This window comes from Cryobacterium sp. PH31-L1 (assembly GCF_030063145.1).
GTDB lineage: Bacteria > Actinomycetota > Actinomycetes > Actinomycetales > Microbacteriaceae > Cryobacterium.
On sequence record NZ_JASISM010000003.1, the window covers coordinates 110203 to 135743 of the forward strand.

Annotated in this window: 26 protein-coding genes; 15 read left to right on the forward strand and 11 right to left on the reverse strand. The window is 64.4% G+C overall.

Features of this window, described 5'->3' with window-relative positions; genetic code table 11:
- Window positions 1–2 precede the first annotated feature (2 nt).
- Window positions 3–1505, reverse strand: a complete 1503-nt coding sequence (gene putP, locus QMF22_RS07300) for a sodium/proline symporter PutP (RefSeq protein WP_283451884.1) — start codon at window positions 1503–1505, stop codon at window positions 3–5.
- Window positions 1506–1661: 156 nt separating this feature from the next.
- Between putP and QMF22_RS07305 the strand changes: the two genes are divergently transcribed.
- The gene (locus tag QMF22_RS07305) at window positions 1662–3356 is read left to right on the forward strand and encodes a dihydroxy-acid dehydratase (protein WP_283451886.1); all 1695 of its coding nucleotides are present in this window, start codon (window positions 1662–1664) and stop codon (window positions 3354–3356) included.
- Between the two features lie 18 nt (window positions 3357–3374).
- Here the strand turns inward: QMF22_RS07305 and QMF22_RS07310 are convergent, their stop codons facing one another.
- Window positions 3375–3791: an FAD-binding oxidoreductase gene (locus QMF22_RS07310; RefSeq protein ID WP_349357081.1), complete on the reverse strand. Its 417-nt coding sequence runs from the start codon at window positions 3789–3791 to the stop codon at window positions 3375–3377.
- 182 nt (window positions 3792–3973) lie between these two features.
- On the opposite strand from QMF22_RS07310, the gene QMF22_RS07315 reads away from it, so the two are divergent.
- Genes QMF22_RS07315 through QMF22_RS07340 form a run of 6 tightly spaced genes read left to right on the forward strand, consistent with a single transcriptional unit; the run spans window position 3974 to window position 9109 of the window.
- Window positions 3974–4723 (forward strand): SDR family NAD(P)-dependent oxidoreductase, encoded by a 750-nt coding sequence (locus QMF22_RS07315; RefSeq protein WP_283451888.1) that lies wholly within the window; start codon window positions 3974–3976, stop codon window positions 4721–4723.
- The gene (locus QMF22_RS07320) at window positions 4716–5342 is read left to right on the forward strand and encodes a carboxymuconolactone decarboxylase family protein (protein WP_283451889.1); all 627 of its coding nucleotides are present in this window, start codon (window positions 4716–4718) and stop codon (window positions 5340–5342) included. The genes QMF22_RS07315 and QMF22_RS07320 overlap by 8 nt, the downstream gene beginning before the upstream one ends.
- Complete coding sequence (locus QMF22_RS07325) at window positions 5339–6520, forward strand: CaiB/BaiF CoA transferase family protein (protein ID WP_283451891.1); 1182 nt, start codon at window positions 5339–5341, stop codon at window positions 6518–6520. Before QMF22_RS07320 ends, QMF22_RS07325 begins: the two co-directional genes overlap by 4 nt.
- On the forward strand, window positions 6513–7673 hold the full coding sequence (locus QMF22_RS07330; protein ID WP_283451894.1) for an acyl-CoA dehydrogenase family protein: 1161 nt from the start codon (window positions 6513–6515) through the stop codon (window positions 7671–7673). The genes QMF22_RS07325 and QMF22_RS07330 overlap by 8 nt, the downstream gene beginning before the upstream one ends.
- Window positions 7674–7709: 36 nt before the next feature.
- Window positions 7710–8381 (forward strand): GntR family transcriptional regulator, encoded by a 672-nt coding sequence (locus QMF22_RS07335; RefSeq protein ID WP_283451895.1) that lies wholly within the window; start codon window positions 7710–7712, stop codon window positions 8379–8381.
- Between the two features lie 41 nt (window positions 8382–8422).
- Entirely contained in the window at window positions 8423–9109 is a 687-nt protein-coding gene (locus tag QMF22_RS07340) for a GntR family transcriptional regulator (protein WP_283451897.1), read from the forward strand.
- Between the two features lie 15 nt (window positions 9110–9124).
- On the opposite strand, the gene QMF22_RS07345 is transcribed toward QMF22_RS07340, so the two are convergent.
- Complete coding sequence (locus QMF22_RS07345) at window positions 9125–9859, reverse strand: fumarylacetoacetate hydrolase family protein (protein ID WP_283451900.1); 735 nt, start codon at window positions 9857–9859, stop codon at window positions 9125–9127.
- Between the two features lie 52 nt (window positions 9860–9911).
- Here QMF22_RS07345 and lhgD point away from each other — a divergent pair, with 52 nt between their 5' ends.
- The gene (lhgD, locus tag QMF22_RS07350) at window positions 9912–11099 is read left to right on the forward strand and encodes an L-2-hydroxyglutarate dehydrogenase (RefSeq protein ID WP_283451902.1); all 1188 of its coding nucleotides are present in this window, start codon (window positions 9912–9914) and stop codon (window positions 11097–11099) included.
- Complete coding sequence (locus tag QMF22_RS07355; protein ID WP_283451903.1) at window positions 11096–11521, forward strand: cupin domain-containing protein; 426 nt, start codon at window positions 11096–11098, stop codon at window positions 11519–11521. Before lhgD ends, QMF22_RS07355 begins: the two co-directional genes overlap by 4 nt.
- Window positions 11522–11542: 21 nt before the next feature.
- Here the strand turns inward: QMF22_RS07355 and QMF22_RS07360 are convergent, their stop codons facing one another.
- From QMF22_RS07360 to QMF22_RS07375, 4 genes are read right to left on the reverse strand one after another with little or no spacing between them, the layout of a single operon-like run.
- Window positions 11543–12199 carry a GntR family transcriptional regulator gene (locus QMF22_RS07360; protein ID WP_283451905.1) on the reverse strand — a complete coding sequence of 219 codons (657 nt, stop codon included), beginning with the start codon at window positions 12197–12199 and terminating at the stop codon, window positions 11543–11545.
- A gap of 54 nt (window positions 12200–12253) precedes the next feature.
- Window positions 12254–13240: a dihydrodipicolinate synthase family protein gene (locus QMF22_RS07365; RefSeq protein ID WP_283451907.1), complete on the reverse strand. Its 987-nt coding sequence runs from the start codon at window positions 13238–13240 to the stop codon at window positions 12254–12256.
- The gene (locus QMF22_RS07370) at window positions 13233–14018 is read right to left on the reverse strand and encodes an SDR family oxidoreductase (RefSeq protein ID WP_283451909.1); all 786 of its coding nucleotides are present in this window, start codon (window positions 14016–14018) and stop codon (window positions 13233–13235) included. Before QMF22_RS07370 ends, QMF22_RS07365 begins: the two co-directional genes overlap by 8 nt.
- Before the next feature lie 28 nt (window positions 14019–14046).
- Window positions 14047–14922 carry an NAD(P)-dependent oxidoreductase gene (locus QMF22_RS07375; protein WP_283451911.1) on the reverse strand — a complete coding sequence of 292 codons (876 nt, stop codon included), beginning with the start codon at window positions 14920–14922 and terminating at the stop codon, window positions 14047–14049.
- Window positions 14923–15130: 208 nt separating this feature from the next.
- Between QMF22_RS07375 and QMF22_RS07380 the strand changes: the two genes are divergently transcribed.
- Genes QMF22_RS07380 through QMF22_RS07395 form a run of 4 tightly spaced genes read left to right on the forward strand, consistent with a single transcriptional unit; the run spans window position 15131 to window position 19566 of the window.
- Window positions 15131–16123 carry a TAXI family TRAP transporter solute-binding subunit gene (locus QMF22_RS07380; RefSeq protein ID WP_283451913.1) on the forward strand — a complete coding sequence of 331 codons (993 nt, stop codon included), beginning with the start codon at window positions 15131–15133 and terminating at the stop codon, window positions 16121–16123.
- Between the two features lie 5 nt (window positions 16124–16128).
- Window positions 16129–16653: a hypothetical protein gene (locus tag QMF22_RS07385; RefSeq protein ID WP_283451915.1), complete on the forward strand. Its 525-nt coding sequence runs from the start codon at window positions 16129–16131 to the stop codon at window positions 16651–16653.
- Window positions 16650–18695: a TRAP transporter permease gene (locus QMF22_RS07390; protein ID WP_283451917.1), complete on the forward strand. Its 2046-nt coding sequence runs from the start codon at window positions 16650–16652 to the stop codon at window positions 18693–18695. The genes QMF22_RS07385 and QMF22_RS07390 overlap by 4 nt, the downstream gene beginning before the upstream one ends.
- A 1-nt stretch (window position 18696) precedes the next feature.
- A complete protein-coding gene (locus QMF22_RS07395; protein ID WP_283451919.1) occupies window positions 18697–19566 on the forward strand; it encodes a fumarylacetoacetate hydrolase family protein in 870 nt (289 codons plus the stop codon).
- Between the two features lie 22 nt (window positions 19567–19588).
- On the opposite strand, the gene QMF22_RS07400 is transcribed toward QMF22_RS07395, so the two are convergent.
- Window positions 19589–20437, reverse strand: a complete 849-nt coding sequence (locus tag QMF22_RS07400) for an AEC family transporter (protein WP_349357087.1) — start codon at window positions 20435–20437, stop codon at window positions 19589–19591.
- Window positions 20438–20595: 158 nt separating this feature from the next.
- Between QMF22_RS07400 and QMF22_RS07405 the strand changes: the two genes are divergently transcribed.
- Window positions 20596–21411, forward strand: coding sequence for an alpha/beta fold hydrolase (locus tag QMF22_RS07405; protein WP_283451923.1), 816 nt, complete (start codon window positions 20596–20598; stop codon window positions 21409–21411).
- 45 nt (window positions 21412–21456) lie between these two features.
- Here QMF22_RS07405 and QMF22_RS07410 read toward each other — a convergent pair whose 3' ends face one another.
- Both QMF22_RS07410 and QMF22_RS07415 read right to left on the reverse strand, forming a co-directional pair.
- Window positions 21457–22860 carry an APC family permease gene (locus QMF22_RS07410; RefSeq protein WP_283452628.1) on the reverse strand — a complete coding sequence of 468 codons (1404 nt, stop codon included), beginning with the start codon at window positions 22858–22860 and terminating at the stop codon, window positions 21457–21459.
- A gap of 166 nt (window positions 22861–23026) precedes the next feature.
- The gene (locus QMF22_RS07415; RefSeq protein ID WP_283451926.1) at window positions 23027–23863 is read right to left on the reverse strand and encodes an SDR family oxidoreductase; all 837 of its coding nucleotides are present in this window, start codon (window positions 23861–23863) and stop codon (window positions 23027–23029) included.
- An 82-nt stretch (window positions 23864–23945) separates the two neighbouring features.
- On the opposite strand from QMF22_RS07415, the gene QMF22_RS07420 reads away from it, so the two are divergent.
- Window positions 23946–25097 carry a cation:proton antiporter gene (locus QMF22_RS07420; protein WP_283451928.1) on the forward strand — a complete coding sequence of 384 codons (1152 nt, stop codon included), beginning with the start codon at window positions 23946–23948 and terminating at the stop codon, window positions 25095–25097.
- Here the strand turns inward: QMF22_RS07420 and QMF22_RS07425 are convergent.
- Complete coding sequence (locus QMF22_RS07425; protein ID WP_283451929.1) at window positions 25094–25495, reverse strand: DUF3592 domain-containing protein; 402 nt, start codon at window positions 25493–25495, stop codon at window positions 25094–25096. The genes QMF22_RS07420 and QMF22_RS07425 overlap by 4 nt on opposite strands.
- Window positions 25496–25541: the final 46 nt, after the last annotated feature.

A 25541-nucleotide genomic window follows, 5' to 3' on the forward strand; every position in this document is an offset into this window, starting at 1 on the left:
GCTTAGACGGACACCTTCTCGGGCGCCACGTACTTCGGGTGGGCCTGTTCGGCGGCCAGATCGAATTCGGCGTCGATCTCAGCGTTCGGCTTGTAGGTCAGCAGCGAAACGACCACGGCCACGATCAGGCTGGCAGCGAAGCCGGGCACGATCTCGTACAGGATGTCGCCGAGCGGGGAGCTGCCCCAGATGAAGACGACGACAGCACCGGTGACCATGGAAGCCAGAGTGCCCCAGGTGGAAAGCTTCTTCCAGTAGAGGGACAGGATGACCACAGGCCCGAAGGCAGCACCGAAACCGGCCCAGGCGAAACCGACCAGGTCGAGAATGGTCGAGTTTTGCTGCAGCGCAATGAGTCCGGCGACGACGGCAACGAGCAGTACGCCGACGCGGCCGAGCATAACCAGCTGCTTGGGGGTCGCATCCTTGCCGACAATCTTGTAGAGATCTTCAACTAGCGCCGACGACGATACGATCAGCTGCGAGGAGATGGTGCTCATGATAGCGGCGAGAACGGCAGCCAGCACGAGACCCGCGATGAACGGGTGGAACAGGGTTTGCGACAGCAGCAGGAACACGGTTTCCGGGTTCGAGAGCGTCAGGTCAGGATTCTGTTGGAAGTACGCGATACCGATGAGGGCTGTTGCGACGGCACCGAGGGCAGTGAGAATCATCCAGCCGATGCCGATGCGGCGACCCGCCGTGGCATCCTGCGGTGTGCGCAGGGCCATGAAACGCACAATAATGTGCGGCTGACCGACGTACCCCAGGCCCCAGGCGGCAGCGGAGATAACGCCCAGCACGGATCCGCCGGCGGTGATGGAGAGCAGATCCGGATTGACCGCGCGAATCGAATCGAGTGTGGCGGTGATTCCGCCGGTGGCGTTGAGCGCGACGAGGGGAACCGCGATCAAGGCGATGAGCATGAGAATGCCCTGGGCGACGTCGGTGAGAGTCGCACCGAGAAAACCGCCGAACAGGGTGTACAGCAGGGTGACGCCGGCAACGATCAGCATGCCGGTGAGGAAGGTCGAGCCGAATGAGTTCTCGAAGAACACACCGCCAGCAACCATGCCGGAAGAAACGTAGAAGGTGAAGAACACCAGAATAATGACGCCGGAGATCACGCGTAGAAGGCGCGACGTGTCCTTGAGTCGGTTTTCGAAGAAACTTGGGATGGTGATCGAGTTCTTCGACACAAATGTATAGGAACGCAGCCGCGGGGCCACGAACTTCCAGTTCAACCAAGCGCCGATCGTGAGGCCGATGGCGATCCAGGCTTCTACCAGACCGGACACGTAAATCGCTCCGGGAAGCCCCAGGAGCAACCAGCCGGACATGTCGGATGCTCCGGCGCTCAGGGCGGCTGTGCCGGGTTTCAGGCCTCGGCCGGCGAGCATATAGTCGTCAAGATCTTTCGTTTGCCGAAAGGCGAAGTACCCGATGGCGACCATGCCAGCGAGGTATAAAACGATCGCAATTATCTGAAAAGTTTGATCCGTCAATGGGATTCCTTTGTTGGGATGCCCGACATGCAGGACGTGAATGCCCGCGATTCGGGCAAGCTCAAAGTTCCAGTCTCGCAGAAACACGGGCTTTTTACCACCCTTTGACCCCAATGCGCCCATCCATCTCGCGAACGTGTGGGATCCTGATTGGTCATGCACACACATGACAGAGCTGTCGGCGTTGACCGCAAACTGACCAATTATGCCGACCGGGATTTCAGCAAATTCATTCGTCGGGCCTTTCTTGCCTCGGCCGGGCTGGACCCCGAGGACCTCGAACGGCCGGTCGTCGGCATCGTCAATACCTCCTCGGATTTCACGACCTGCCACCGGGAAATGCCGCAACTCATCGAGAGCGTCAAACGCGGAGTGCTCGAAGCGGGCGGCCTTCCCTTCGTCTTTCCGGTGATGTCTATCGGTGAGATTCTGACCACACCCACGAGCATGCTTTTTCGCAATCTCATGGCTATGGAACTCGAGGAGCAGCTGGGCAGCCAGCCGATGGATTCGGTGGTTCTGCTGGGCGGCTGCGACAAGACGGTGCCGGCCGAACTCATGGCGGCGTCGTCGGCCGACATCCCAGCGATTTCTCTCGTCGTCGGCCCGATGTCTGTCGGAAGTTACAAGGGCGAACGGCTCGGTGCCTGCACCGACTGTCGACGCCTGTGGTCGGAGTTTCGTGCCGGCGCGATCGACGAGACGACCATCGGCGAGATCAACCAGGAGCTCGCGCCGACAGCCGGGACCTGCATGGTGATGGGGACGGCCTCGACTATGGCCTGCGTCGTTGAAGCCATGGGAATGTCGCTCCCCTTCGCGGGTACCGCCCCGGCCGTATCAGCCCACCGGCTGCGGCTCGGCGTGCAGACCGGTCGCCGTGCCGTCGAGATTGCGACCGCCGACCGCCGACCGTCGCAGATCATGACCGCCGGAGCCTTCCGTAACGCGGTGACCGTGCTCGCCGCGATCTCCGGCTCGACCAACGCGATCATTCACCTCACCGCGATTGCCCGGCGGCTCGGCATTGAACTCGACCTCGACGACTTTCACGAGATCGCGGCGCGCACTCCGCTGCTGGTGGACTGCAAACCGGCCGGCCAGAATTACCTGCCGGACATGCACCGCGACGGCGGGGTGCCCGCACTGCTCAAAACCCTCTCTCCGCTGCTCGATCTGGATGTGCTGACCATCACCGGCCAGACCCTGGGCGAGGCCCTCGACGGGGCCGTTGCCCCGCAGGCCTGGCAGAGCACGGTGCACGCGCTCGACGATCCGCTCGGACCGACCGGTGCGCTCGTGGCGTTGACCGGCTCGCTGGCGCCGGACGGCGCCGTGATCAAGGTCGCGGCAGCATCCGCTCGCCTGCTCGTGCACGAGGGGATCGCTGCGGTGTTCGACTCCCTCGACGACGTGGAGGCCCGGCTCAACGATGAGAGTCTCGCGCTGACCCCGGATCACGTGCTGGTCATGCGCAACATCGGCCCGGTCGGGGCTGGCATGCCGGAAGCCGGATCGATTCCCATCCCCCGCTATCTGGCCCGGCAGGGCGTTCGGGACATGGTGCGCATCTCCGACGGCCGCATGAGCGGCACCGCCTACGGTACGATCGTGCTGCACTGTGCGCCGGAGGCCGCGATCGGCGGGCCGCTCGCCCTGGTTCGTGACGGCGACCGGATTCGGCTCGACGTGCCTGGTCGCACCGTCGACCTGCTGGTCGACGACGACGAACTCGCCCGTCGGCGGGCCGACCTGCAACTTCCGGCCCTGCCCCCGCGCGGCTGGAGTCGACTGCATGCGTCGACGGTTCTGCAGGCCCCAGAGGGTGCAGATCTGAGCTTCCTGCAATAGGTAGTGTTGGGCTAGGTCTCAGGACTGGTCGAGTAACTGCGCCAAGTGGATGCCGCGCCGGTCGCTGAGATCCTGCAGGGTGGCATGCACCGTTCCCGGCTGCACCACCGCAGTGCGGGCCTCCGCATCGATCGACACGACCTGGTTCAGGTAGCGGCTGAAATCCAGGATGACGCCGGCACCGATGGCGTTACCGGCCACCGATGTGCCCGCGCCGCGGGAGGTCAGGGGAATCCCCCGGTCTCGGCACAGCGCCAGGGTCGTGGCGACGTCGTCGGCGTCGCGCGGCAGCACGACGGCCGATGGAACGACGCGGTAGAGCGAGGCGTCCGAGGAATATGCCGCCCTCGTCGTGTCGTCGTCGCGCACATGCCGCACCCCCCGGGAGCGCAGAGCGGTGGCCAGAGATTGCGACTGGGCGACGACGGTGTGCATGGGTAGCAATGCTACCGGCGTCGTATTGTGCACAAAACGCTCCGAAAGTTCTTGCGCCCGAGCCTTTGACTCCCGCCCCAAATTGGATACAGTATCCAAATGAGTCTTTGCAACGATGCAATCCAGCCGACACCCGCTCCCGCTCCCGCACCCGCACCCGCACCCCGTGACCGGAGCACGCGATGACCGGCACCACGAATGACTGGCTCGGCCTGGGCGCGCAGCGAGTCCTCGTGGCGGGTGCCGGGGGAATCGGCACTGCCTGCGCACTCGCCTTCCTGGAGGTTGGTGCCCAGGTTGTTGTGGCCGATCTCAGCCCAGAACACCTCGCCGAGCTGGATCCGCGCATCATCGGCGTACAGGCGGACCTGACGACCACGGCCGGGTGCAAGAGCGTGGTCGCCACCGCGGTGGAACGCCTCGGCGGCCTCGATGTGCTCGTGCATGCGGTCGGGATCAACCATCGGGTTCCCGTGCTCGACCTGAACGACGACGACTGGCAGCGCATCCTCGACGTCAACCTCTCCAGTGCATTCCGTCTCGGCAAGGCGGCCGGCCGAATCATGATCGATGCCGGCTACGGGCGTCAGGTGTTCTGCTCCTCGGTTTCGAGCACCCTCGCCCACGCCGACCACGCGCCGTACGCGGCGAGCAAGGGTGGCCTCAACCAGCTCGTGCGGGTGATGGCGCGCGAATGGGCCGCTTCCGGCGTCACGGTCAATGCCATCGCGCCGGGTTACACCGAGACCGAGCTGACCCGCGCCCACCTGGACCGGCCCGGAATGCGCGACCACTACACCGAGCTCGTTCCGGCCGGACGGCTAGGCACTGTGGATGACCTCACTGGTTCCGTGCTCTTTCTGGCCTCCCGCCAGGCGGCCTTCCTCACCGGTCAGGTCTTGTTCATCGACGGCGGGCGAACCCTTGTCTGAATCTGGCCTGTCTGAAAGCGCACAAGGCGGGCGCCTTCCTCTGCTCTCCCCGACCGACCTCGACCCGGCGCAACAACGCCTCTACGACGAGATCGTCGCTCCCCCGCGCGGCGACGGGCCCTTCCTCGTGGTCGACAATGACGGCCTGCTCGCCGGCCCGTTCAACGCGCTGCTGTACTCCCCCGCCCTGGGCCAGGCCGTTTCGGCCCTCGGCGCATCGCTGCGTTTTGCCGGCACGCTCGAGAACCGCACCCGCGAACTGGTGGTGTGCCTGATCGCAGCCGAATACTGCTGTGAGTACGAGTGGTACGCCCACAGCCGAGTGGCGGCCACCGTCGGCATCACCCCGCTCGAATTGCGGGCGCTCGCCCAGGGGGTGACGCCCGAGACAGCCACCAAGGGGGAGGCATCCGCTCTCGCCTTTGCGCTGGCGCTCGTGCGCGACCGCGCCGTCGATGCGGGCACTCATGCCCGGGCGAAGCAGCAGCACGGCCACGCCGGCCTGGTCGAGATCACCATACTGGCCGGGTATTACCAACTGCTGGCCGGCCTGCTGATCGCCTTCGACGTTCCCGCTCCCGCTCCCGCTCCCGCCAGCGTCACCGAGGTCTCCTCGTGATCGACGCGGATACCGGGTCGCCGCTCGGCGGCATCAAGATAGCCGATTTCTCCCGGGTATTGGCCGGTCCGTTCGCCTCCATGATGCTCGCCGACTTTGGAGCCGACGTCATCAAGATTGAGCATCCGGCCGGGGACGACACCCGGGCCTGGGTTCCGCCGGTCGATGCGAACGGCATGGGCTCCTACTTTGCCAGCGTCAACCGCAACAAGAGGTCCGTGGTCTGCGATCTGCGCACCGAAGCGGGGTTGGCCGAAGCCCGCGGCATCGCCCTCGCCGCAGACGTCGTGATCGAGAATTTTCGTCCGGGAGTGATGCACAAGTACGGACTCGACGATGCGTCGCTCCGGCTGGAGCGACCGGACTTGGTCTACTGTTCGATCACCGGTTTCGGAACGGATGCCGGCGCTCACCTTCCCGGGTACGACCTGCTGGTGCAGGCCGTCGGGGGCCTCATGAGCGTGACCGGATCCCCCGATTCCGAGCCCAGCAAGGTGGGCGTCGCGCTCGTCGATGTGATCACCGGCCAGAACGCCGTCGTGGGAATCCTCGCCTCACTGCGGGTGCGAGATCGCACCGGGCAGGGACAGCGCGTGGAGGTGAACCTGCTCTCCTCACTGCTCGCTGGCATGGTCAACCAGTCGTCGAGCACGCTCGCCACCGGAACGGCGCCGCGCCGAATGGGAAACGCACACCCGAGCATTGCGCCCTACGAAACCTTCAGCACCCAGGATGGCCCGATCGCCGTCGCGGTCGGCACCGACAAACAATTCGTCAATCTGGTGCGAGTGCTCGGTCTGCCCGAGCTGGCCGACGACGACCGTTTCGGCAGCAATACCGAGCGTCTAGCCCACCGGGCTGCTCTCAAGGAACTGCTCGAGGAGCGCTTGCAGCATCAGCCCGCCGCAGAGTGGTCGGCCGCTCTGCTCCTGGCCGGAGTACCGGCCGGCAAGGTGAACTCGATTCTTGAAGCGCTGGAGCTGGCCACGACGCTCGGCCTGGCTCCCGTCGTGGACGTGACAGACGGCGCCCGTTCCAGTCGGCAGATCGCTAACCCGATTCGCCTCTCCCATACCCCCGCGCGCTATCTGCGACCGCCACCGATGCTCGGCGAACATGCCGGAGCCACGTTCAACACCGAACCAACCACCACGACCAGAAGGACAGCCCATGCTTGACACCTCAGATCTCATCGGCATTGAATCCCTGCTCACCGACACCGAGATCGTCCTGCGCGATGAAGTTCGTTCGTTCGTCGACTCGTCGATCAAACCAAACATCGCGGGCTGGTACGAGAAGGCGATTTTTCCGCTCGAGATTGTGCCGCAAATGGCCAAGCTCGGTCTTCTCGGCATGCACCTCACGGGCTACGGCTGCCCCGGACGCACGTCCGTGGAGTATGGCCTCGCGGCGATGGAACTGGAGGCAGGCGATTCCGGCCTGCGCACCTTCGTGAGTGTGCAGGGCTCCCTCGCAATGAGCGCGATTCACAAGCACGGCTCAGAGGAGCAGAAGAACGAGTGGCTGCCCCGTATGGCCGCCGGCGAGATCATCGGCTGCTTCGGCCTGACCGAGCCGACGGCCGGGTCTGACCCGGGAAGCATGACCACCTTCGCCCATCGTGATGGCTCCGACTGGGTGCTGAACGGCACGAAACGGTGGATCGGACTCGCCTCGGTGGCCCAGGTGGCCATTATTTGGGCGATGACCGGAGACGGCATCCGCGGCTTCATCGTGCCCACTGACACTCCGGGGTTCGTCGCGACCCCGATCGAGCAGAAACTGTCGATGCGTGCGTCGATCCAGTGCGAAATCCAGCTCACCGACCTGCGACTGCCGGAGTCGGCGATGCTGCCCAAGGCTCGCGGTCTGCGCGGACCCTTTGAGTGCCTCAACGAGGCGCGCTACGGCATCATCTGGGGCGCGATGGGCGCTGCCCGAGACAGTTACCTGACCGTTCTCGACTTCTCTCGCGAGCGGATGCAGTTCGGCAAGCCGCTCGCCGGCTACCAGCTGACCCAGCAGAAACTCGTCAATATGGCACTCGAAATCAACAAGGGAACCCTGCTGGCCCTGCAGATCGGGCGGCTCAAGGACTTAGGAACGCTGTCGACCCACCAAATCTCGGTGGGCAAGTTGAACAACTGCCGGGAGGCCATCGAAGTCTGCCGGGAAGCGCGGGCCATGCTCGGCGGGAACGGCATCACCCTGGACTATTCCCCGATGCGCCACGCGAACAACCTGGAAAGCGTGCGCACCTATGAAGGTACCGACGAGGTTCACACCCTCATTCTCGGGCAGCACATCACCGGCATCGCGGCCTTCCGCTGAGTAGGAGTGAGTGGGGGGTGGGTTAGAGTCATGACCGTGACGCGACTAACTCCCCCCTCGGTGACCGGCCCGCGGCCATCGACGGCCCCGGAATTCGTACTCAAGGAGCTGCGGCGGCTGATCGTCGTCGGCGAGCTGGTTCCCGACCAGCCGCTTCGCCAGGACACCCTCGCCGAACGTCTCGGGGTGAGCCGGGTGCCGGTTCGCGAAGCCTTGAACACGCTGGCCGCCGAGGGCCGGGTGGTGCACGAGCCGCACCGTGGCTACCGGGTGGCGCGATTGTCGTTGGACGACCTGCTGGAGGTCTACCGACTTCGGCAGCTGCTCGAGACCGAAGCCGTACGCACGACCATGGCCAATCCGCCGGCCGGAGTGCTGAGCGATTTTCGCGAGGCTGCCCGCGCGGTCGAAATCGCCAGCGACGGTGGCGACCTCCTGGCGATGACCGAAGCCAATCGACGGTTTCACTTCGTGCTGGTGGCGGCAGCCGGGCTGCCGCGGTTGGAACGTATCGTCGGAGCCCTGTGGGATTCGACCGAGGCCTACCGGCTGCTGTACTACGAAACCCCGAGCAACCGGGAGCGCGTGGAGAGTGAACACTCGCAAATGGTGGAGGCTTTCGCCGTCGGCGACACCGATCGGCTGATCCAGCTCCTGGACGATCACCGGCGACACGCCACGAACGCGCTTCGTGCCCTGCTGACTTAGAGCACCAAACTCGTCCAAACTATAGCCGGTAGGATTTTACTATGGCACGAGACGACGCACCGGAACGCACAACGCACGCTGACAAGGTCTACGCCCTCTTGTTCGGCCAGTTGATGAACGGCACGTTCGATCCGGGTGCTGCGCTGAACATTCCCACGCTGTCGCGCGAGTTTGAGGTGAGCCAGACGCCGATCCGCGAGGCGCTCGCCCGTCTCGAACACACCGGGCTCGTGCATCGCGAAGCTCTTCGGGGCTACTTCGTGGCGGCGCTGTTCAGCGAAGTCGAGCTGGACAAGCTCATGGAAGCCCGACTCGTGCTCGAGCCGGCCCTGGCGCTGGAGGCTGGGAGGCGGGTGACGCCGGAGTTCCTCGCAAAACTCCTGGTGCCGATCGATGACCTGCTGCGCCTCTCGGAGTCCCAGGTGGTGCGATCCTTCCGGGAGTACTGGTCGGCTGACGAGGATTTTCACACCCTCATCGCCGAGCAGTCGGCGAATCCCTTTCTCGAGGGGGCCTACCGGTCACTCGGCGGTCAGGTGCAGCGCTTTCGCCTGTTCGTGAAACTCGGTTCAGCGGATGCCCGATTCGCCGCCGCGGAACACCGGCAGATCTACGATGCTTTCGTGGCCCGTGCGCCCGAAGCCGCTGCCGACCTGATGCGCCACCACATTGAAAGTGCCCGGTTGCGCGCTCTCAGTGATCGCAAAACCATCCTCGCGAACGAATAGCGGCGATTCTCCGGGTCAGACGACGCGAAAGCTCAACTCGCCGATTCCGTCGACACCACCACGAACCTCGTTGCCGGTCACTATGGCACCCACTCCGGCCGGAGTGCCGGTGAAGATCAAATCGCCCGGCCGAAGGGTGACGAAGCGCGACAGCGACGCGACCACTTCCGGAACTGACCAGATCTGGTCGGCGAGATCGCCGCGCTGGCGACTGTCGCCATCCACGCTCAGCCACACATTTCCGGCAGCCGGATGGCCGATCCGGGATGCTGCCACGAGCGGCGTGCAGGGGCCGGAGAAGTCGAAGCCCTTGGACAGATCCCACGGGCGCTTCAGTGCCTTGGCCTCGTCCTGGAGGTCGCGGCGCGTCAGGTCGATCCCCGCACCGTAGCCCCAGACGTGGCTGAGGGCATCCGCTACCGAGATATCGCTGCCGCCGGTGCCGATCGCCACGACGAGTTCCATCTCGTAGTGCAGATTGGCGGTCTGCGGCGGGTAGGGCACCTCGTGCGGGGCGATCCCGCACTCCGGAACACCCTCGTCGACGGCGAACACGGCATCGGCCGGCTTGGCGAAGAAGAAGGGGGGCTCCCGGTCGGGATCGTTACCCAGTTCGCGCGCGTGATCGGCATAGTTGCGCCCCACGCAAAACACCCGGCGCAAGTAGTAGCGATCGTCCGAGTCGCGGATCGGAAGGCTGGGCGCGGTCGGCGGCGAGGAGACGGCAGACAGTGGATTGATCGGGTGCATTATTTCACTATAGTATGCTGGCAGCAAGCAAACTATAGGCGGGATCGAATCAATGAAGACTCACGTCATCGTCGCCGGAGCGGGCATCGTCGGACTTTCCACCGCGTACGAGCTCACGCGCCGAGGCCACCGCGTTACCGTGCTGGAGAAGGAACGCGGCGTTGCGGCGCACCAGACCGGCAACAATTCCGGCGTCATCCACTCCGGCCTGTACTACACCCCAGGGAGCCTGAAGGCGACGCTGGGTCAGGCCGGGGCGACTTCGATGGAGCGCTTCGCGAAAGACAACGGAGTGGCCATCGATATCTGCGGAAAGCTCGTTGTCGCCACGAACGCGTCTCAGGTGCCCGCTCTGGAACGGCTGTACGAACGCGGCCAGGCCAACGGGGTGGGCTGCACCATCGTCAGTACGTCAGAAGCGCGGGAGGTTGAGCCTCACGTCAACGCCGTGGCCGCGCTGAAGGTGCCATCCACCGGCATCGTGGACTATCGCGGCGTGTGCGCCGCACTGAGTCGGCTGATCGAGCAGGCCGGCGGTGAAGTTCTCTTCGACCAGAAGATCGTGGGCGTCGCGACCCATCAGGACGCGGTGACGGTCACCACGACAGTGGCGGAATATCGCGCCGACGAGTTCGTGAACTGTGCCGGACTGCACAGCGACCGGGTCGCCAGTCTGGCCGGACTGAAACCTGACGTGCGGATCATTCCGTTTCGGGGCGAGTACTTTGAGCTCACTCCCGAGTCGACGCATCTGGTGAACGGCCTCATCTATCCGGTGCCGGACCCGGCGTTTCCGTTCCTCGGAGTGCACCTGACCAAAATGGTCACGGGGGGCGTTCACGCCGGGCCCAATGCCGTCTTCGCCCTCGCCCGCGAGGGGTATACCTGGCTTCAGATCAACCCCCGGGACACCTGGGAGAGCGCAAGATGGCCGGGTTTGTGGAAATTGGGCAAGAAGTTCTGGCGAAACGGACTCGATGAGGTCGCCCGTTCCCTGTCGCAGAAGCGCTTTCTGGCGAGCCTGCGCGAGCTCGTTCCCGCACTGGCCGACGACAGTCTGGTGCCCACCCACGCCGGAGTACGCGCTCAGGCCATGCGACGAGACGGCAGCCTGGTCGACGATTTCTACTTTGAACGCGCCCCCCGGCAAGTTCACGTGCTGAATGCGCCATCCCCCGCCGCGACGGCCGGGCTGGAAATCGGCCGGGCTGTTGCCGATGAATTGGCAGCCCTACGATGACCGAGCCGACGCGCGTGCGCGTGGTGCTGCCGCGCATTCTGGTTCCGGCCGCGCTGCCCGCGCGGAATCGCGGCAACGGCGCATCCACTGTGGCTCTCGTCACAAAAGCGATTGGCGCCCAGACATTTCTCAACGGCCTGACGACTTTCGAACCGGGGGCCGCTATCGGCCACCACAGCCACAACTGCATCGAAAGCGTGGTCGTCGTTCAAGGTGAAGCAGTCGTGAACATCGACGGCGTCGAAACGCGGTTGTCGACCTTCGACACCACCTTTGTTCCCGCCGACATTCCGCACCACTTTCGCAACGCGTCGCTGGTCCACCCCATGCGCATCCTCTGGACCTACGGGTCGGCCGATGCCACCCGCACGATGGTGGACACCGGTGTCACGGGCCGAATCGACGGCGAAGACCACGGTTAGACCCCTGCCCGTTGAAGGGCGCTAGGCGCGCGCGTCGCCGAATCTGCGATCGACGAAAGCGTGATGGGCGATACCGAGGTGGGCGGCCATGAGCGCGGCCGCCACCTCGGGGTGCTGTTTCAGGATGGCGACGGCAAGATCACGGTGAAACGCCACACTGCGGGCGATATCTTCGTCGGAGTAGTAATAGAAGGTACCCAGAGACAGCGACGCGGCCGTGAGCGTTCGCACGATCTGAACCAGTCGGGGGGCTCTGGCCGCCGCCAGAATGAGATCGTGGAATTCCTGGTTGTTCGTCAGGAGTTCCGCGCGGTAGCTCGGCGACCGCGCTTCAATGATCGCCTCCATCGTCCGCACCGATTCAAACAGCGCGTCGGCTTCATCGTCCGACCGGATGATCGCCGCCAGCCCGGCCGCCTTGGACTCCAACGTTTGGCGCAGGTCAAAGACTTCGTCGATGTCCGAGCGCGTCAGCTGCGCCACGAAAGCACCCCGATGGGGTTCCGTGATGACCAGGCTTTCCTCGGTCAGTCGGCGCAGGGCTGCCCGCACGGGAGAACGGCTGACGCCGAGCTCCTCGGTGAGAACGGACTCGAGCAGGTGCTGGCCCGGTGGGTAGGCCCCAGACACGATGCGACCACGCACCACCGAGTAGACGCTGTCGTCTGCACCCGCCATTGTTCTTCCCGTTCTCAATCGACTCAGCTGCTGTACAGCAGCTGTAGCTTAGCGTCAGTGTTCGCGCGACATTTTCGCCCTGGGGTCGTGGTGCGACAAACGTTCCAGCAGGTAGTCGACCTCGGCTCTGGTCGTTTCTGTCATTCGGCCGGACGGTGACCGCTGGGCCGCAGAGGCCAGAATGCCGCGTCGCTGGAATACGTACTTGCGCACCGCCAAACCGATGCCCGGCTGCTGCTCGTAGCGGATCAGCGGCAGGTGGGCATCGAACAGGTCGTGGGCCGCGGCGCGGTTTCCGGCAGCGGTCAACGCCACTGTGTCGACGAGCATTTCTGGAAAGCAATAGCCGGTCATGGCGCCGTCGGCACCACGTTCCGTTTCGAAGTCCAGAAAGAGGCCGCCATTGCCGCAGAGGATCGAAAGGCGAGGCATGCTGCCCTCAGCCTCGTACCCGCGCAGAGTGGTGATCTTCTCGAGCCCAGGCCAATCCTCGTGTTTCAGCATGAGGGCGTTGTCGTTCTCGAGGGCGATCCGTCGAATCACCTGGGGCGTCATCACTACCGAGAAGGTCAACGGGTAATCCTGGATCACGAAGGGCGTTTCGCTGCCGATGGCCGCACTGGCGCCCGCGTAGTAGCCCACGATCTGATCGTCGGTGCGCAGCGAAACGGGAGGGGCAATCATGACTCCCGCCGCTCCGGCATCCATCACGGCCGCCGTCAGGGCATGCATCGCCGCGAAGCCCGGTGCGGACGCTCCGACGATGATGGGAAAGGTAGTGCGTTCTACGAACCGCGTGGCGATCCGCACGGCTTCCTCCGCCGAGAGCTTCGGTGCTTCGCCGAGCTGTCCCAGAACGGTCAGCCCATCGACGCCGGACTCGTTGTAGAACTCGATCAGGCGGTCGAGCGAGTCGTAGTCGACAGCCCCGTCCTCGAGGAAGGGGGTGGGAGCGATGGCGTAGACCCCGGCGGTCGAACGCGAAAACGCTCCCGCCGTCACCGTCGTGCTGCCCGCGGGTGCAGTTATCCGCTCAGACACTGGCGATCAGTCCTCCATCAATACGGATGGTCGACCCGGTGATGTAGGACGCCGCCTCGCTGGCCAGGAACGTGACCGTTTTGCCGTACTCATCGGGGGTGCCGTATCGGCCGAGTGGAATGGCGGCTTCGCTCTCGGCGGTCACGTCGGCCACCGCACGATTCTCGCGGGTGGCCTTCGCTTCGTCGAGAAAGGCGATGCGACCAGTCAGGATGCGGCCGGGCAGCACGATGTTCGCGGTAATGCCATCGCCGCCGACTTCGCGGGCGAGAGTCTTCGACCAACCGACCAGGGTCGACCGCAGGGCATTCGACAATCCCAAATTGGAAATAGGAGCGATCACTCCCGAACTCGTGTTGGTGATGATGCGGCCCCATTGGCGTTCGCGCATTCCAGGAAGCACCCGATCGGTCAGTGCGATCACCGGCAGGACCATCGATTGGAAGTAGCTGGTCCACTCCGTGGCGGGCACGCCGCTCACCTGCGTTGGTTTGGGTCCGCCGGTCATATTGATGAGGATGTCGATTCCGCCCAGGCGCTGTTCAACCAGGCTGACCTGCCGGTCCATCTCGACCAGATTGGCGAGGTCCCAGGCGAAAGCTTCGGCTCGGCCTCCCGCGTCGGTGATGGCGGTGGCTGTGGCGACTGCCCCGGCCAGGGTTCTGCTGGCGACAGCGACAGAAGCGCCCTCGGCGGCCAGGGCGCGGGCGATGGCTCCTCCCAGGCCACCGCCGGCACCCAGCACGAGTGCCGTTTTCGTTCCGATTCCCAAGTCCATGGTGATCCTTTCATTGAGGTTCCGTCGGTCAGTTCTCGGTGCGCGCGAGTGTGGATTCGAGCAGCCAACCGACCGCTGAGTCAATGTGATCTGCCGTGCCCGGAGTTGGCGGAGTCTCTCGCAGTGAACGAATCGTCTGCTTATAGCGCTCCGATGTGCCGGCCAGTACCGTTCCCGGCAGGCCAATTTCATTCAGCTGGGCGATGGCACGATGAACCTCGTGGGATCGCCGTTCGGCGTGCACCACGTGCGTGCGCACGATGGCGTTGAGGAATTGCGTGAACCCGGCCTGGTTGATGTCGTCGAGAACCAGGTACAACTCGTCCCGAACACCCTGACTCTCGGCCGCGATCAGGCATTCCACTCCAAGGGCTTCCAGCCCCTTGGTGAGCACCGTGCGCAGAAGCTTCAACGTCATGGCATCGCCCGGTTCACCATCGGCGAGGGCACGGGCCGGGGCCCGAATCGTCGCGAAATCGGCCAGCGAGATTTCCGCTCGAGGCCCGGCGAGCAGGATCGGGGTCTGCAACCCGGTGAGTGCGATGGCGCCCATGATCGCGGCGTCGACATACGCGACGTTCCGGGCGGACATCCGCTGGCCCATTTCTTTCTTGCCCGCGGTGGTTGCGGTACTCAGGTCCACGTAGACCGCGTCGCTGCGAAGAAACGGCAGGGCGGCTTCGGCCGCGCTGTGCGCGACATCGCCGGGCACGCAGGCCCAGACCCGATCCATCTCGCCAAGCCACTGGCCGATGGTTTCCTTCAACTCGACGTCGAGGCGCCGGGCGCATTCCCGGGCTTGCGGAGAGGGGAACGAATCACACAGCACCACGTCGAATGCCTCTGCTGCGGCGGCAGCATAGAGCCGTCCGACCTCGCCACAACCGATGATGGCCAGCTTCATTGGGTTCCTATCAATCGCGTTGAATGCGTTTGCAGTAACTGCACTGATCCCGACTGTACGAAATTTAGACAATCCTGTCAATGTCGACAAAAACATGGCGATAATTCGGGTTTATTGACGTGGATAGTACGAGGAATGTATAAATGGAGAGAGGGATATTCACATTCCCCAGCCCGCTCGAACCAATGAAGTTTGGAGCCCACAGCTCATGACCATCCGCTCTCGTACAATTCCCCAACGACGCACAGTGCGTATTGCCATTGCCGCGCTCGCGGTACCGGCCCTCTTTCTCACCGCCTGCAGTGAGGGCGGTGGCGCGACCGGCGGATCCACCGCCTTGTCCATCGCTACCGGCGGCACCGGCGGCGTCTACTACCCGCTCGGTGGTGGTATCGCCACGATGATCGGTAACGACATCGAGGGATATAGCGCCACGGTTCAGGAAACGAACGCATCGGTCGATAATCTGCTTCTTATTCAGACGGGATCGGCCGACCTCGCCCTCGTAGTGGGTGACGTCGTGTCCGATGCCGTGGACGGCGTCGGTTCCTTTGCGGACAATGCTGCCGATATCTGCTCGCTCGGCAACCTCTACAACAACTACATGCAGCTGGTCACCTCGGCCGGCACCGGCATTGAAAGTGTCGAGGACATGAAGGGCCTGCGCGTTTCCGTCGGATCGCCGTCCTCGGCAACGGAAGTCGGAGCCATCCGCATTCTCGAAGCCGCCGGCATCAACGTGGAGACCGACATCGACCGCCGCCAGCTCGGCGCCGCCGAGACCGCCGACGCCCTCCGCGACGGCACGATTGACGCCGGTTTCTGGTCTGGTGGTCTCCCCACTGGTGCGCTGGTCGACTATGCCAGCACCGGCGACATGGTGCTGGTGAACTTCGGCGAGTACGCCGATGCTCTCGCCACCGATTTCGGTGCGTACTATGTCGAACAGGACATCCCGGCCAACACCTACGAGGGCCAGACCGAAGCCGTTTCCGTGATCGTCTCGCCGAACCTGCTGGTCGCCAGCAATGACATGGACGAGACCCTGCAGGAGCAGATCACGGCAGCCGTCTTCGACAACAAGGAAGCCCTGATTCAGGTGCACCCGGCAGCCGAAGAGCTGGACGCAGCAACGGCCGGTAATGTTCCGTACATCACCACCTGCGCGGGCGCTCAGACATACTTCGACCAGGCGAGCTAACCGCGATGCGCAAGCCAGCCGTTGCCATCGCTGCGGTGCTGGGCACGCTCGCCATCGGCGCTTTCGGCTTCGTCACCGCCTTCGGGCCGGTCGGCGCTGCCGAGGGCGGCGAACGGATGATCGTGGTCAGCGACCAGGACGGCGACGTGCTGGCCAGCCTTCCGCTGGACGGAGACTCATTCTCCGTCAGCTATCGCAATTCGATCTACCAGACCATGGCTGAGGAACGCTACGTCGTTGCCGCCGATGGAAAATACGAACTCGTCGAAATCGCGGCCGACCAGCTGGCCGTGATCGAAGAGTATTACGCCGTGCCCGACGCTCCGCGCCCGTCGCCTGCCGGGGACCGACGCGCGTATGTGGTAGAGCCGGACCCGTTGCATCCGGCCGTATTCGAGGCACTCTCGATCGCGGCAACCGACCTCGGCGAACGAACCATCCACATTCCCGGGTCGTCCCCCTACGCACTCTGGCAGCTTGTCGACGATGACGACCCCTACCTAATACTTGAGATCGAAGAGACACCATGACCCAGGAATCGGGCGGCAGCGCAGCCGTCAACACCAAATCCTCACCGAACTCTTCGCGGGGCGACGCCGCACCGGACCTGCTCGACGAGGTTGAACCGGCTATCGACGAGGAAGCGCTTCTCGCGGAGTTCGATGCTGAAATTCCCGCGCGTAAGCTCAGTGGCATTCCCCAGCTCGTGGTCAAGATCATGGGCGTCGCTCTCTCCCTGTTCGGTCTGTACTGGGTGTTCAACCCCATGGCCACGCAGTTCTACCTGCCCGCCTTCTTAATGCTCGCCCTCTCAGCCACTTTTCTTACCTACCGCGGCTGGGGCAGCAAGAACAAAACCAAGGCCCCTGGCGCGAAAGACAACCCCCGCATCGCGGACTGGTCGCTCGCTGTGGTCGCCGTGGTGCCCTTCGCGTACATCATTTCCGACTGGGACGCGTTCTTTCGTCGGGCGATCATCCCCACCGACCTCGACGTCATCATGGGCACGCTCGCCATCCTGGTGACCCTCGAAGCCGCGCGGCGCACCGTGGGTCTGATGATCCCCATTGCGGTCCTTGTCTTCTTCGCCTACGCCCACTGGGGTTCCTATATTCCGGGCGTGTTCGGCACCTCATCCTTCGACTGGTCCCGCTTGGTCGGTCACAACATCATGGGCACGCAGGGATTGTTCGGCGTCCCGACCAACGTTGCGGCCACCTTCGTCATTCTGTTCACGGTGTACGGCGCTGTACTGACCGCGTCGGGTGCCAGTCGGTTCTTCATCGACCTGTCCTTTGCCGCGTTCGGCAAGTCCGCCTCCGGCCCCGGCCGCACCGTAACCCTGGCCGGCTTCCTGCTCGGAACGGTATCCGGCTCCGGTGTGGCAACGACCGTGACCCTCGGTGGAATCTCCTGGCCGCTGTTGCGCCGGGCGGGTTACCCGCGGGAACACGGCGGAGCCCTGCTCGCGGCTGCCGGAATCGGTGCCATCATGGCACCGCCGATGATGGGCGCGGCAGCCTTCATCATCGCCGCGTTGCTCGGAGTCTCCTACCTGCAGGTGCTGCTCTGGGCGATCATCCCGACGATTCTGTACTATCTGGGGCTCATCCTGTCGATTGAAATGGATGCCCGCAAGTTCAAGACCACCGACGTCAAAATGGAAGTCAAGCCGGCCGGCAAGTTGCTGCTGCGCTTCGGCTACCACTTCAGTTCGCTGGCGGCGATCGTGGTCTTCATGTCGCTGGGGATGACACCGTTCCGTGCGGTGGTGTACGCCACCGTGCTCGCCTTCGTGCTGAGCTTCTTCGACCGCAACTCCTGGATGACTCCGCGACGCGTCTGGGACGCCCTTGCTACCGGAGCTGCCGGAGCCATGTCGATCATTCCCGTGATGGCCGCCGCCGGACTCATCGTCGGCGTGTTGACCCTCACCGGTCTCGGATTGAAGCTGGCCGGCATCATCGTCTCAGCCGCCGGAGGCAACCTGCTGCTGACGGCTATCCTCTCGGCCATCGCCGTAACCCTGCTCGGTCTTGCGGTGCCGGTTACGGCCAGTTTCATCATCTCGTGGGTGATCATCGGTCCGGCCCTTCAAGACGTCGGCGTGCCGGCTTTCGCCGCGGCGATGTTCATCTTCTACTTCTCGGTGCTCAGTGAGGTCTCCCCGCCGACGGCGTTGTCGCCGTTCGCGGCATCCGCTATTACCGGGGGAAAGCCCATCACGACGATGTGGCTGACCTGGCGTTATACGCTCACCGCCTTCCTCGTGCCGTTCATCTTCGTGTTGTCAGAGCAGGGTGTTGGTCTGCTGCTGCAGGGCGGGATCGGGTCTATTCTGCTCGCCTCGGTAACGTCGATCATTGCCGTTGCAGCGTTCTCGGTGGGAACCGGCGGCTGGCTGTGGGGCCCGGCCAAGTGGCCGGCCAGGGTACTCATCGGCGCCGGTGCAATCCCCCTGGTCACGCTCTCGCTCGTTCCCATGGTCTGTGGCCTGAGCGCCATTGCGCTGGGAGTCATTGTGCACTTCATCGGTCGTAAATCCACTCTCCGCGCGTCCGGAAAGGCTTGACATGCGTCTCTGTAGTGTTCGTCACGGCTCGATTCGTGACGGTTCGATTGAAATCGCCGCCGTCATCCTCCCGGATCGCGGAGTAGCGCTCATTCGGGATCTCCTCCCGGGGTTCACGGGCGACGTGCTCGACGTCCTGACCACGGGCACAGCGGATGCGATCGAGGCGGCAGCTCTCGCCGCTGACGCTTCGGTCTTTCGCCCGACGGATTCGGTGACCTTCGGTGCGCCGTATCGGCACCCCCGCATGCTGTGGGGCATTGGATTGAACTATGTGGAACATGCGTCGGATCTCGCCGAGGGCGTGCCCGACGAGCCGGCCTCGTTCATCAAGGGCGACCACACCATCATCGGTCCGGGCGAGAATATCCCGATCCCGTGGCAGAGCATCCGAACGACCGCTGAGGCCGAACTGGGCATCGTGATCGGACAATACTGCCGCGACGTTGAAGCGGACGATGCCTTAGATTATGTGGCCGGCGTGGTTCCGCTGCTCGACCAGACGGCCGAAGATATCCTGCAGCGAAATCCCCGTTTTCTCACGCGGTCGAAGAACTTTCCCGGATTCTTCTCTTTCGGGCCGAGCATCGTGCCGTTGTCGGAAGTGTTCGAGTCCTACGATTCCCTGGCCGACGTCACCGTCTCAACCATGATTAACGGAGCCGTTCACCGCAGCAACACCGTCTCCAACATGCGTTATGACCCGGCCTTCCTTGTCAGCTTTCACAGCAAGATCATGCCGCTTTATCCCGGCGATATCATTTCGACCGGAACGCCCGGTGCGGTGCAGGTTCGGCCGGGCGATGTCGCCGAGTGTCGCATCCCGGGGATCGGTGTTCTGCAGAATCCCGTTGTGGCCCAGCCACGCTGACGCGCAGTCACAGTAGCGCTGGTCACGCCAGCAGGGCCGCAACGACGATCAATGCCGGCATTGACAGGATCGTCGTGAGTAAGACTGTGTCGCGGGTGACGACGACGAACGCCCGGTCGTAACGCGAGGCGAAGTTGAAAATGTTCTGCGCGGTCGGCAGGGCCGACACGGCGACGACCGCGAACAACTGGGCGCCGCCCAGGTCGAACACGAAATGACCGAACAGGTACGCGATGACCGGTGCCAGTACGACCTTGATCACCGTGGCCACAACGACCTGTTTGCGACCGGTGCCTGCCTGGAGCAGGCGCTGGCCGTGCAGGGACATGCCGAACGAGAGCAAGACCATGGGAATGGCGGCTCCGCCGATGAGCTCGAACGGTGCCAGTACCGGGTCCGGCAGAGTGATGCCGGACACCGCAACGACCACACCGGCGAGTGAGGCAAGAATCATCGGGTTGCGAAACGGTTGGGTGAGGATCGATCGCAGGGATGCCCGGCCGTGGGTGGCCAGGTCGAGAATGGCCAGAATCGTCGGGGCCAGAATCACCAGCTGCAGCAGCACCACTGGCGCCACATACTGGGCACTGCCGAGCACATAGATGGCCACCGGCAATCCGATGTTATTGACGTTGACATAGGTCGCGCTCGAGGCACCCAGCACCGTCTCGGCCAGCGGAGTGCGAAAGAATAAGCGGGACGCCACCATATAGAGCAAAGCGCCCACGAGGACCGTGCAGACGATGGCGGCCAGAAACTCGGAGAACAACACGGAGACGTCGGCGTGGGAGAGCACGGTGAACAGCAGCGCGGGGGTCGCGACGAAGTACGCCATGCGGTTGAGCACCCGACCGGCACCCGCTTCGGCAATGCCGAACCGCTAAATGAAGTACCCGATCAGGATCACAAATCCGATAATCGAGAAGCCGACCAATACACCGCCCATTCTGATGAGCCTAGGCGCTTGCGCCGCTGATGAGTCAGCGTGCGCCCTTTCGGTCGGGTGATCGACGTTGCTACGATCCAAGCATGCCCCGACTCGACGTTCCTGGCGCTTCCCTCTATTACGAGACTCAGGGAGACCCCGCCTCGCCAGCCCTGCTGCTGATTCACGCCGGTATCGCGACCCTGCGCATGTGGGATCCGCAGGTGGCCGCCCTCGCGGCGCACCACTACGTCATCCGCTTCGACACCCGTGGTTTCGGGCAGACCACGACCGAGAATGTGGAATTCTCCAACCGAGCGGATGCCGCGGCCCTGCTCGATCATCTCGGCGTCGAACGCGTCACCGTGATCGGGTGCTCCCGCGGAGGCACGATCGCCATCGACCTCGCCGTGGCCAGCCCCGAGCGGGTCGCCGGCCTCGTGACCATCGGGTCAGGGCCCAGCGGGTTTCCCGATGTGGAGCTCACCGAGAAGGAAGACGCCCTGTTCGACAAGCTGGATGCGGCCTTCGAGGCTCGCCAGTGGCCGCGGCTGGCGCGCCTCGAAGTTGCGCTGTGGGCGGTCGGACCCACGCGCAAGGCGGCCGACGTCGATCCCGCCTTTCTGGCCCTCGCGCAGGAGCTCAATCTGCGCAACGTCATCCACGCCACGGAAGCGCCGATCCTGATTCCGTTGGAGCCCCCGGCACTCGACCGGGTGAGCGACATCGACGTTCCCGCGCTGGTCACGGTGGGCGAGCTCGACGTCACGTCGTCGCTGGCGCAGTACGAGTTCCTGTTGGAGATGTTGCCGCAGGCGAGCGGATGCACGTTCCGCGACACCGCGCACCTGCCGAGCGTCGAGCATCCGCTGGAGTTTCAGCGCGTACTGATCAGCTGGCTCGCGACCAACAGTCTCTAATCTCCTCCACCCTTGCTCCGGACAGAAACAAACCGCTGCCCGAGGCTAGGAGCGGCGCGACCCCAGGCTCGCGAGCAGTCGCTCCTCGGCGTCATGACCGGGCGCGATTCCGGCCGGAATGCGCAGGTAGAAGAAGACACCACCGACCCACCACAGCCCGAACAACACCCAGGGCTCGAACGACAGCGCCGCCGGCATCCCTGGCATATACAGGCTGAGCAGGCCCAGGCACAGCGCGGCAGCGGCGACGCCGATCACGACTCCGCCATTGCCCTTGCCGCCCACGCGCAGCGGGCGGTCCATTTTCGGTTCGCGGCGGCGCAGCACCACGAAGGCGACGGCCACCAGAATGTAGGCCATGACAATGCTCGGGGCACCGGAATCAACGAGCCAGCCGAGCATCTGCGTGCCGAAGAACGGGGCCACAAACGATAGGGCGCCGATGAAGTAGAGCGCATTGGTGGGGGTACGAAACTTGGGGTGCAGCTTGCCGAACCAGGCCGGCAGCATGCCCGAACGAGCCATCGAGAACATCAGGCGTGAGGCGCCGAGCAGCAGGGAGTTCCACGAGGTGAGAATTCCGGCTATTCCGCCGGCGATGAGCACCTTGGCCATGATGTCGTTGCCGAAGAGTGCACCCATGGCATCCGCTGTGGCGATATCGGCCTGGCCGATGTCGGCGGCCGGCATCGCCGACGAGGTGGTGAGCACGATCATGACGTACCAGATGGTGGCGAGGATCACGGCGACGACGACGAGCTTGCCGATCTGGCGGGGTGCCACGTTGACCTCCTCCGCCGACTGCGGTATGACGTCGAAGCCCACAAAGAGAAACGGCACCACGACCAGCACGGCGAAGAATCCGCCCATGCCGCCCGTGAAGAACGGCTCCATGTGCACGGCCTGGCCGCCGGTGAACGAGCCGAGCACGAGCATCGCTCCCACGATCAGCAGGAACAAAACGACGAACGTCTGCACGACACCGGCCACCTTCACACCACGGATGTTGATGCCCGTGATCACGACGGCCGCCACCGCTCCCACCAGTGCCCAGGTCAAATACACCTGCTCGCCGGCGATCTGCCAGAGCGGAATCTGACTCAGGTTGGGAAAGAGGTACCCGGCCGTGCGGGGAAGGGCGACGGCCTCGAAGGCGACGATGGTGACGTAGCCGCCGGTGATCGCCCAAGATCCGACAAACGACCAGCGCGGCCCCATGGCGCGCAGCAGAAAGTTGTGTTCGCCGCCGGCCTTGGGCATGGCCGCGGTCAACTCGGCGTAGGTGAGGCCGACGATGCCCATGATGATGCCGCCGGCGATCATGGCGGTGACGGCGCCCATCGTGCCGGCTTCGTTGATCCAGCCGCCGGTCAGCACAACCCAGCCGAAGCCGATCATGGCTCCGAAGCCGAGAGCCAGCGCGTCTCGATTTCCAAGGACTTTGAGCAGAGAATCCGGCGTGTGGTGATGGTGCGTGGTATGGATGGTGTCCCCGTTTGTTTCGGCTCAGGTCAACGCTGATGCGACGCCGGATGGTGCGCTGGCGGCGAACCGATCGGCCCGCCGCGAGCGCTTGTCTGCCTTGATTCTGTCACCCCGGCGGCGGCGCAGAACGCTATCCGCGGCCGACCCAACGATCCATTGACCGGTAAACGCCGAAAACACGGCCGGCGACGGCGTCCCACGCGGCCAGCGGCAGCACTCCGCGGAGCACCTTCGACAGGTTCACCGTCCACGGCAGCAACAACTGCGGCTTGCCTGCCAGCATCGCCCGCCAGACCCGATCCACCACGTATTCCGGCGTCATCAGCGGGGTGAGCAACGGACCGCGAGCCCCCTCGAACATGCCCGTGTTGATGTAGCTCGGGCAGACCGTGGTCACCTTGACCTGCCCGTGGCCCTGCTGCACCAGTTCGAGCCGCAGCGAATCGCTCCAGCCGATCAGGGCGGCTTTCGAGGCGGCATAGACACTCATACGCGGGGTGCTGAGGGTACCGGCGGCCGAGGCGATGTTCACGATGCGTGATTCGCGGCATCCGCTCGCGATCATCTCCGGCAGGAACTCGCGGGCGATGTACATCGGCGCGAGCGCGTTGATCTGCATCGTTGGGCGGGTGTCCGCTCCGTTGTCGTGCTCCCAGAAATATTTGCCGCGCACGATTCCGGCGTTGTTGATGACCACGTCGGGGTCGCCGACCTCGGTGCGCACCCGCTGCGCCGTCTGCGCGATGGCCCCCAGATCGGCGATATCGACAACGTAGGGCGCGATCGTCGTGCGCCCGTTGGACAGATCGTTCAGGATGGCGGTGGTCGCCGCGAGCGTGGCACCGTCGCGATCCCAGAGAATGAGCGTTTTCGCCCCCTCGGCGACAGCCCGCTCGGCATACAGGCGGCCCATTCCCATGGCTGCTCCGGTAATCAGCACGCGGGCTCCGGCAACGGTTCGACTCATACCCCCATCATGCCGCCTGCGAGGGTCGCGCGGGACTACGCTCGATTCAGCGCGAGATTGCGGCAGACCGGGGGAGGTGCGCATGGACTTTCGAACCCTCGCGATCATCTCCGTGATCGCACTGCTCGGGCCGCTGCTGGCCACACCGCGCCGCTGGAACATTCCCGTCGTGATCGGCCAGCTCGCCGCCGGCGTGATCGTCGGCCGCACCGGTTTCGGCCTCATCGACACGTCCGATCCCACCCTGACTTTTCTCGCAGATATCGGATTCGCGCTGATTATGTTCGTGGCCGGCACACACGTGCCGCTACGCACGGGCGCGATTCGGTCGGCGCTGTCGGCCGGTTTGCTCCGGGCGATTCTCGTCACAGTGGCGGCGAGCGCGCTCGGCGTGGCCATCGCGTTGATTTTCGGCACGCACCACGCACCCTTATATATAGTGCTGCTCGCCTCCTCGTCCGCCGCGCTCGTGCTGCCGCTCATTCACTCGCTGGGACTGCGCGGCCGATCGGTGCTCGAGCTCACCGCGCAAGTCGCGATCGCCGATATTGCTGCGATCGTGGCACTACCTCTGGCCATCGACCCGCCCAATGCCAGCCGCGCCGCCCTCGGCGCTGCCGCTGTCGCTGTGCTGGCCGTGATCATCTACATTGTGCTGGCCAGGCTGGAACGCAACGGCTCGCGCATAAAGCTGCACAAGCTGTCGGCCAATCGCAAGTTCGCCCTCGAGCTGCGCATCCAGTTGGCCATTCTGTTCGCCTTGTCGGCCGTGGCCGTGTTCAGCCACGTCTCAGTCATGCTCGCCGGGTTTGCGTTCGGCCTCGCCGTCGCGGCCGTCGGCGAACCGCGCCGCCTCGCGCGCCAGTTGTTCGCCCTCGCCGACGGATTCTTCGGGCCGCTGTTCTTCGTCTGGCTCGGCGCCTCGCTCGCGCTTCGCGACCTCGGAGATCACCCGCAGATGATCGCGCTCGGTCTCGCGCTCGGCGTCGCCACCCTGCTCACCCACGCGACCAGCAGAGCGCTCGGGCTCCCCCTATCTTTCGGGCTGCTATCCGCCGCGCAGCTTGGAGTTCCGATCGCGGCCGCCACGATCGGCACCCAGCTGCACGTGCTCGCTCCCGGGGAAGCCGCCGCCCTGCTGCTCGGGGCGCTCGTGACCATCGCGGTGACCGCGGTGGCGAGCGGATGGGCCAAGCCGCGCGCGGCATCCGTTTCTGGGCTGAAAGCTGCTTAGAGGAACATCAGCACGATGCCGGCCACACCGGCCAGAACGCCGATGCCGAGCAGCACCAGGCCGATCAGGCGCAGCCCCTTGCCGTCAAGGTCGGGGTCGTGCGTGCGGCACTTCTCGGGCTGGCGATTGCGAAACCAGACACGTACGTCGTCGCCGGGCACCAGCTGGTGCGTCTCGTGCGTGTCAGCCGCACGCTCGTGCACATCGCCGTCGTTATCAAACCAGCGGATGACCGTAGCCGGTCCCGCCGCTGCGATCACGGCACTCGTGCGAGTCCAGCGGCCACTGATCCCGCGAACGGACAGACCCACGATATAGAGGACCGCACCGATGATGAGGCCGACGAGGGTGAGAATCTCGCTCATGATGCCGGCGAAGTCGAGCGCGTGCACTGCCACCGCCCATCCCTTGAGTCGTCTATATCGAGGTTCCCGGCGGCGCAAG

What these genes read in the sequence shown, in the direction of transcription:
- QMF22_RS07375 (WP_283451911.1), bottom strand. Translation starts at nt 14,922, where the DNA reads ATGAAGCTGGCCATCATCGGTTGTGGCGAGGTCGGACGGCTCTATGCT.
- QMF22_RS07370 (WP_283451909.1), bottom strand. Translation starts at nt 14,018, where the DNA reads ATGGACTTGGGAATCGGAACGAAAACGGCACTCGTGCTGGGTGCCGGC.
- QMF22_RS07390 (WP_283451917.1), top strand. Translation starts at nt 16,650, where the DNA reads ATGACCCAGGAATCGGGCGGCAGCGCAGCCGTCAACACCAAATCCTCA.
- QMF22_RS07405 (WP_283451923.1), top strand. Translation starts at nt 20,596, where the DNA reads ATGCCCCGACTCGACGTTCCTGGCGCTTCCCTCTATTACGAGACTCAG.
- QMF22_RS07330 (WP_283451894.1), top strand. Translation starts at nt 6,513, where the DNA reads ATGCTTGACACCTCAGATCTCATCGGCATTGAATCCCTGCTCACCGAC.
- QMF22_RS07340 (WP_283451897.1), top strand. Translation starts at nt 8,423, where the DNA reads ATGGCACGAGACGACGCACCGGAACGCACAACGCACGCTGACAAGGTC.
- QMF22_RS07355 (WP_283451903.1), top strand. Translation starts at nt 11,096, where the DNA reads ATGACCGAGCCGACGCGCGTGCGCGTGGTGCTGCCGCGCATTCTGGTT.
- QMF22_RS07360 (WP_283451905.1), bottom strand. Translation starts at nt 12,199, where the DNA reads ATGGCGGGTGCAGACGACAGCGTCTACTCGGTGGTGCGTGGTCGCATC.
- QMF22_RS07385 (WP_283451915.1), top strand. Translation starts at nt 16,129, where the DNA reads ATGCGCAAGCCAGCCGTTGCCATCGCTGCGGTGCTGGGCACGCTCGCC.
- QMF22_RS07380 (WP_283451913.1), top strand. Translation starts at nt 15,131, where the DNA reads ATGACCATCCGCTCTCGTACAATTCCCCAACGACGCACAGTGCGTATT.
- QMF22_RS07395 (WP_283451919.1), top strand. Translation starts at nt 18,697, where the DNA reads ATGCGTCTCTGTAGTGTTCGTCACGGCTCGATTCGTGACGGTTCGATT.
- lhgD (WP_283451902.1), top strand. Translation starts at nt 9,912, where the DNA reads ATGAAGACTCACGTCATCGTCGCCGGAGCGGGCATCGTCGGACTTTCC.
- QMF22_RS07310 (WP_349357081.1), bottom strand. Translation starts at nt 3,791, where the DNA reads ATGCACACCGTCGTCGCCCAGTCGCAATCTCTGGCCACCGCTCTGCGC.
- QMF22_RS07415 (WP_283451926.1), bottom strand. Translation starts at nt 23,863, where the DNA reads ATGAGTCGAACCGTTGCCGGAGCCCGCGTGCTGATTACCGGAGCAGCC.
- QMF22_RS07345 (WP_283451900.1), bottom strand. Translation starts at nt 9,859, where the DNA reads ATGCACCCGATCAATCCACTGTCTGCCGTCTCCTCGCCGCCGACCGCG.
- QMF22_RS07315 (WP_283451888.1), top strand. Translation starts at nt 3,974, where the DNA reads ATGACCGGCACCACGAATGACTGGCTCGGCCTGGGCGCGCAGCGAGTC.
- QMF22_RS07305 (WP_283451886.1), top strand. Translation starts at nt 1,662, where the DNA reads ATGCACACACATGACAGAGCTGTCGGCGTTGACCGCAAACTGACCAAT.
- QMF22_RS07420 (WP_283451928.1), top strand. Translation starts at nt 23,946, where the DNA reads ATGGACTTTCGAACCCTCGCGATCATCTCCGTGATCGCACTGCTCGGG.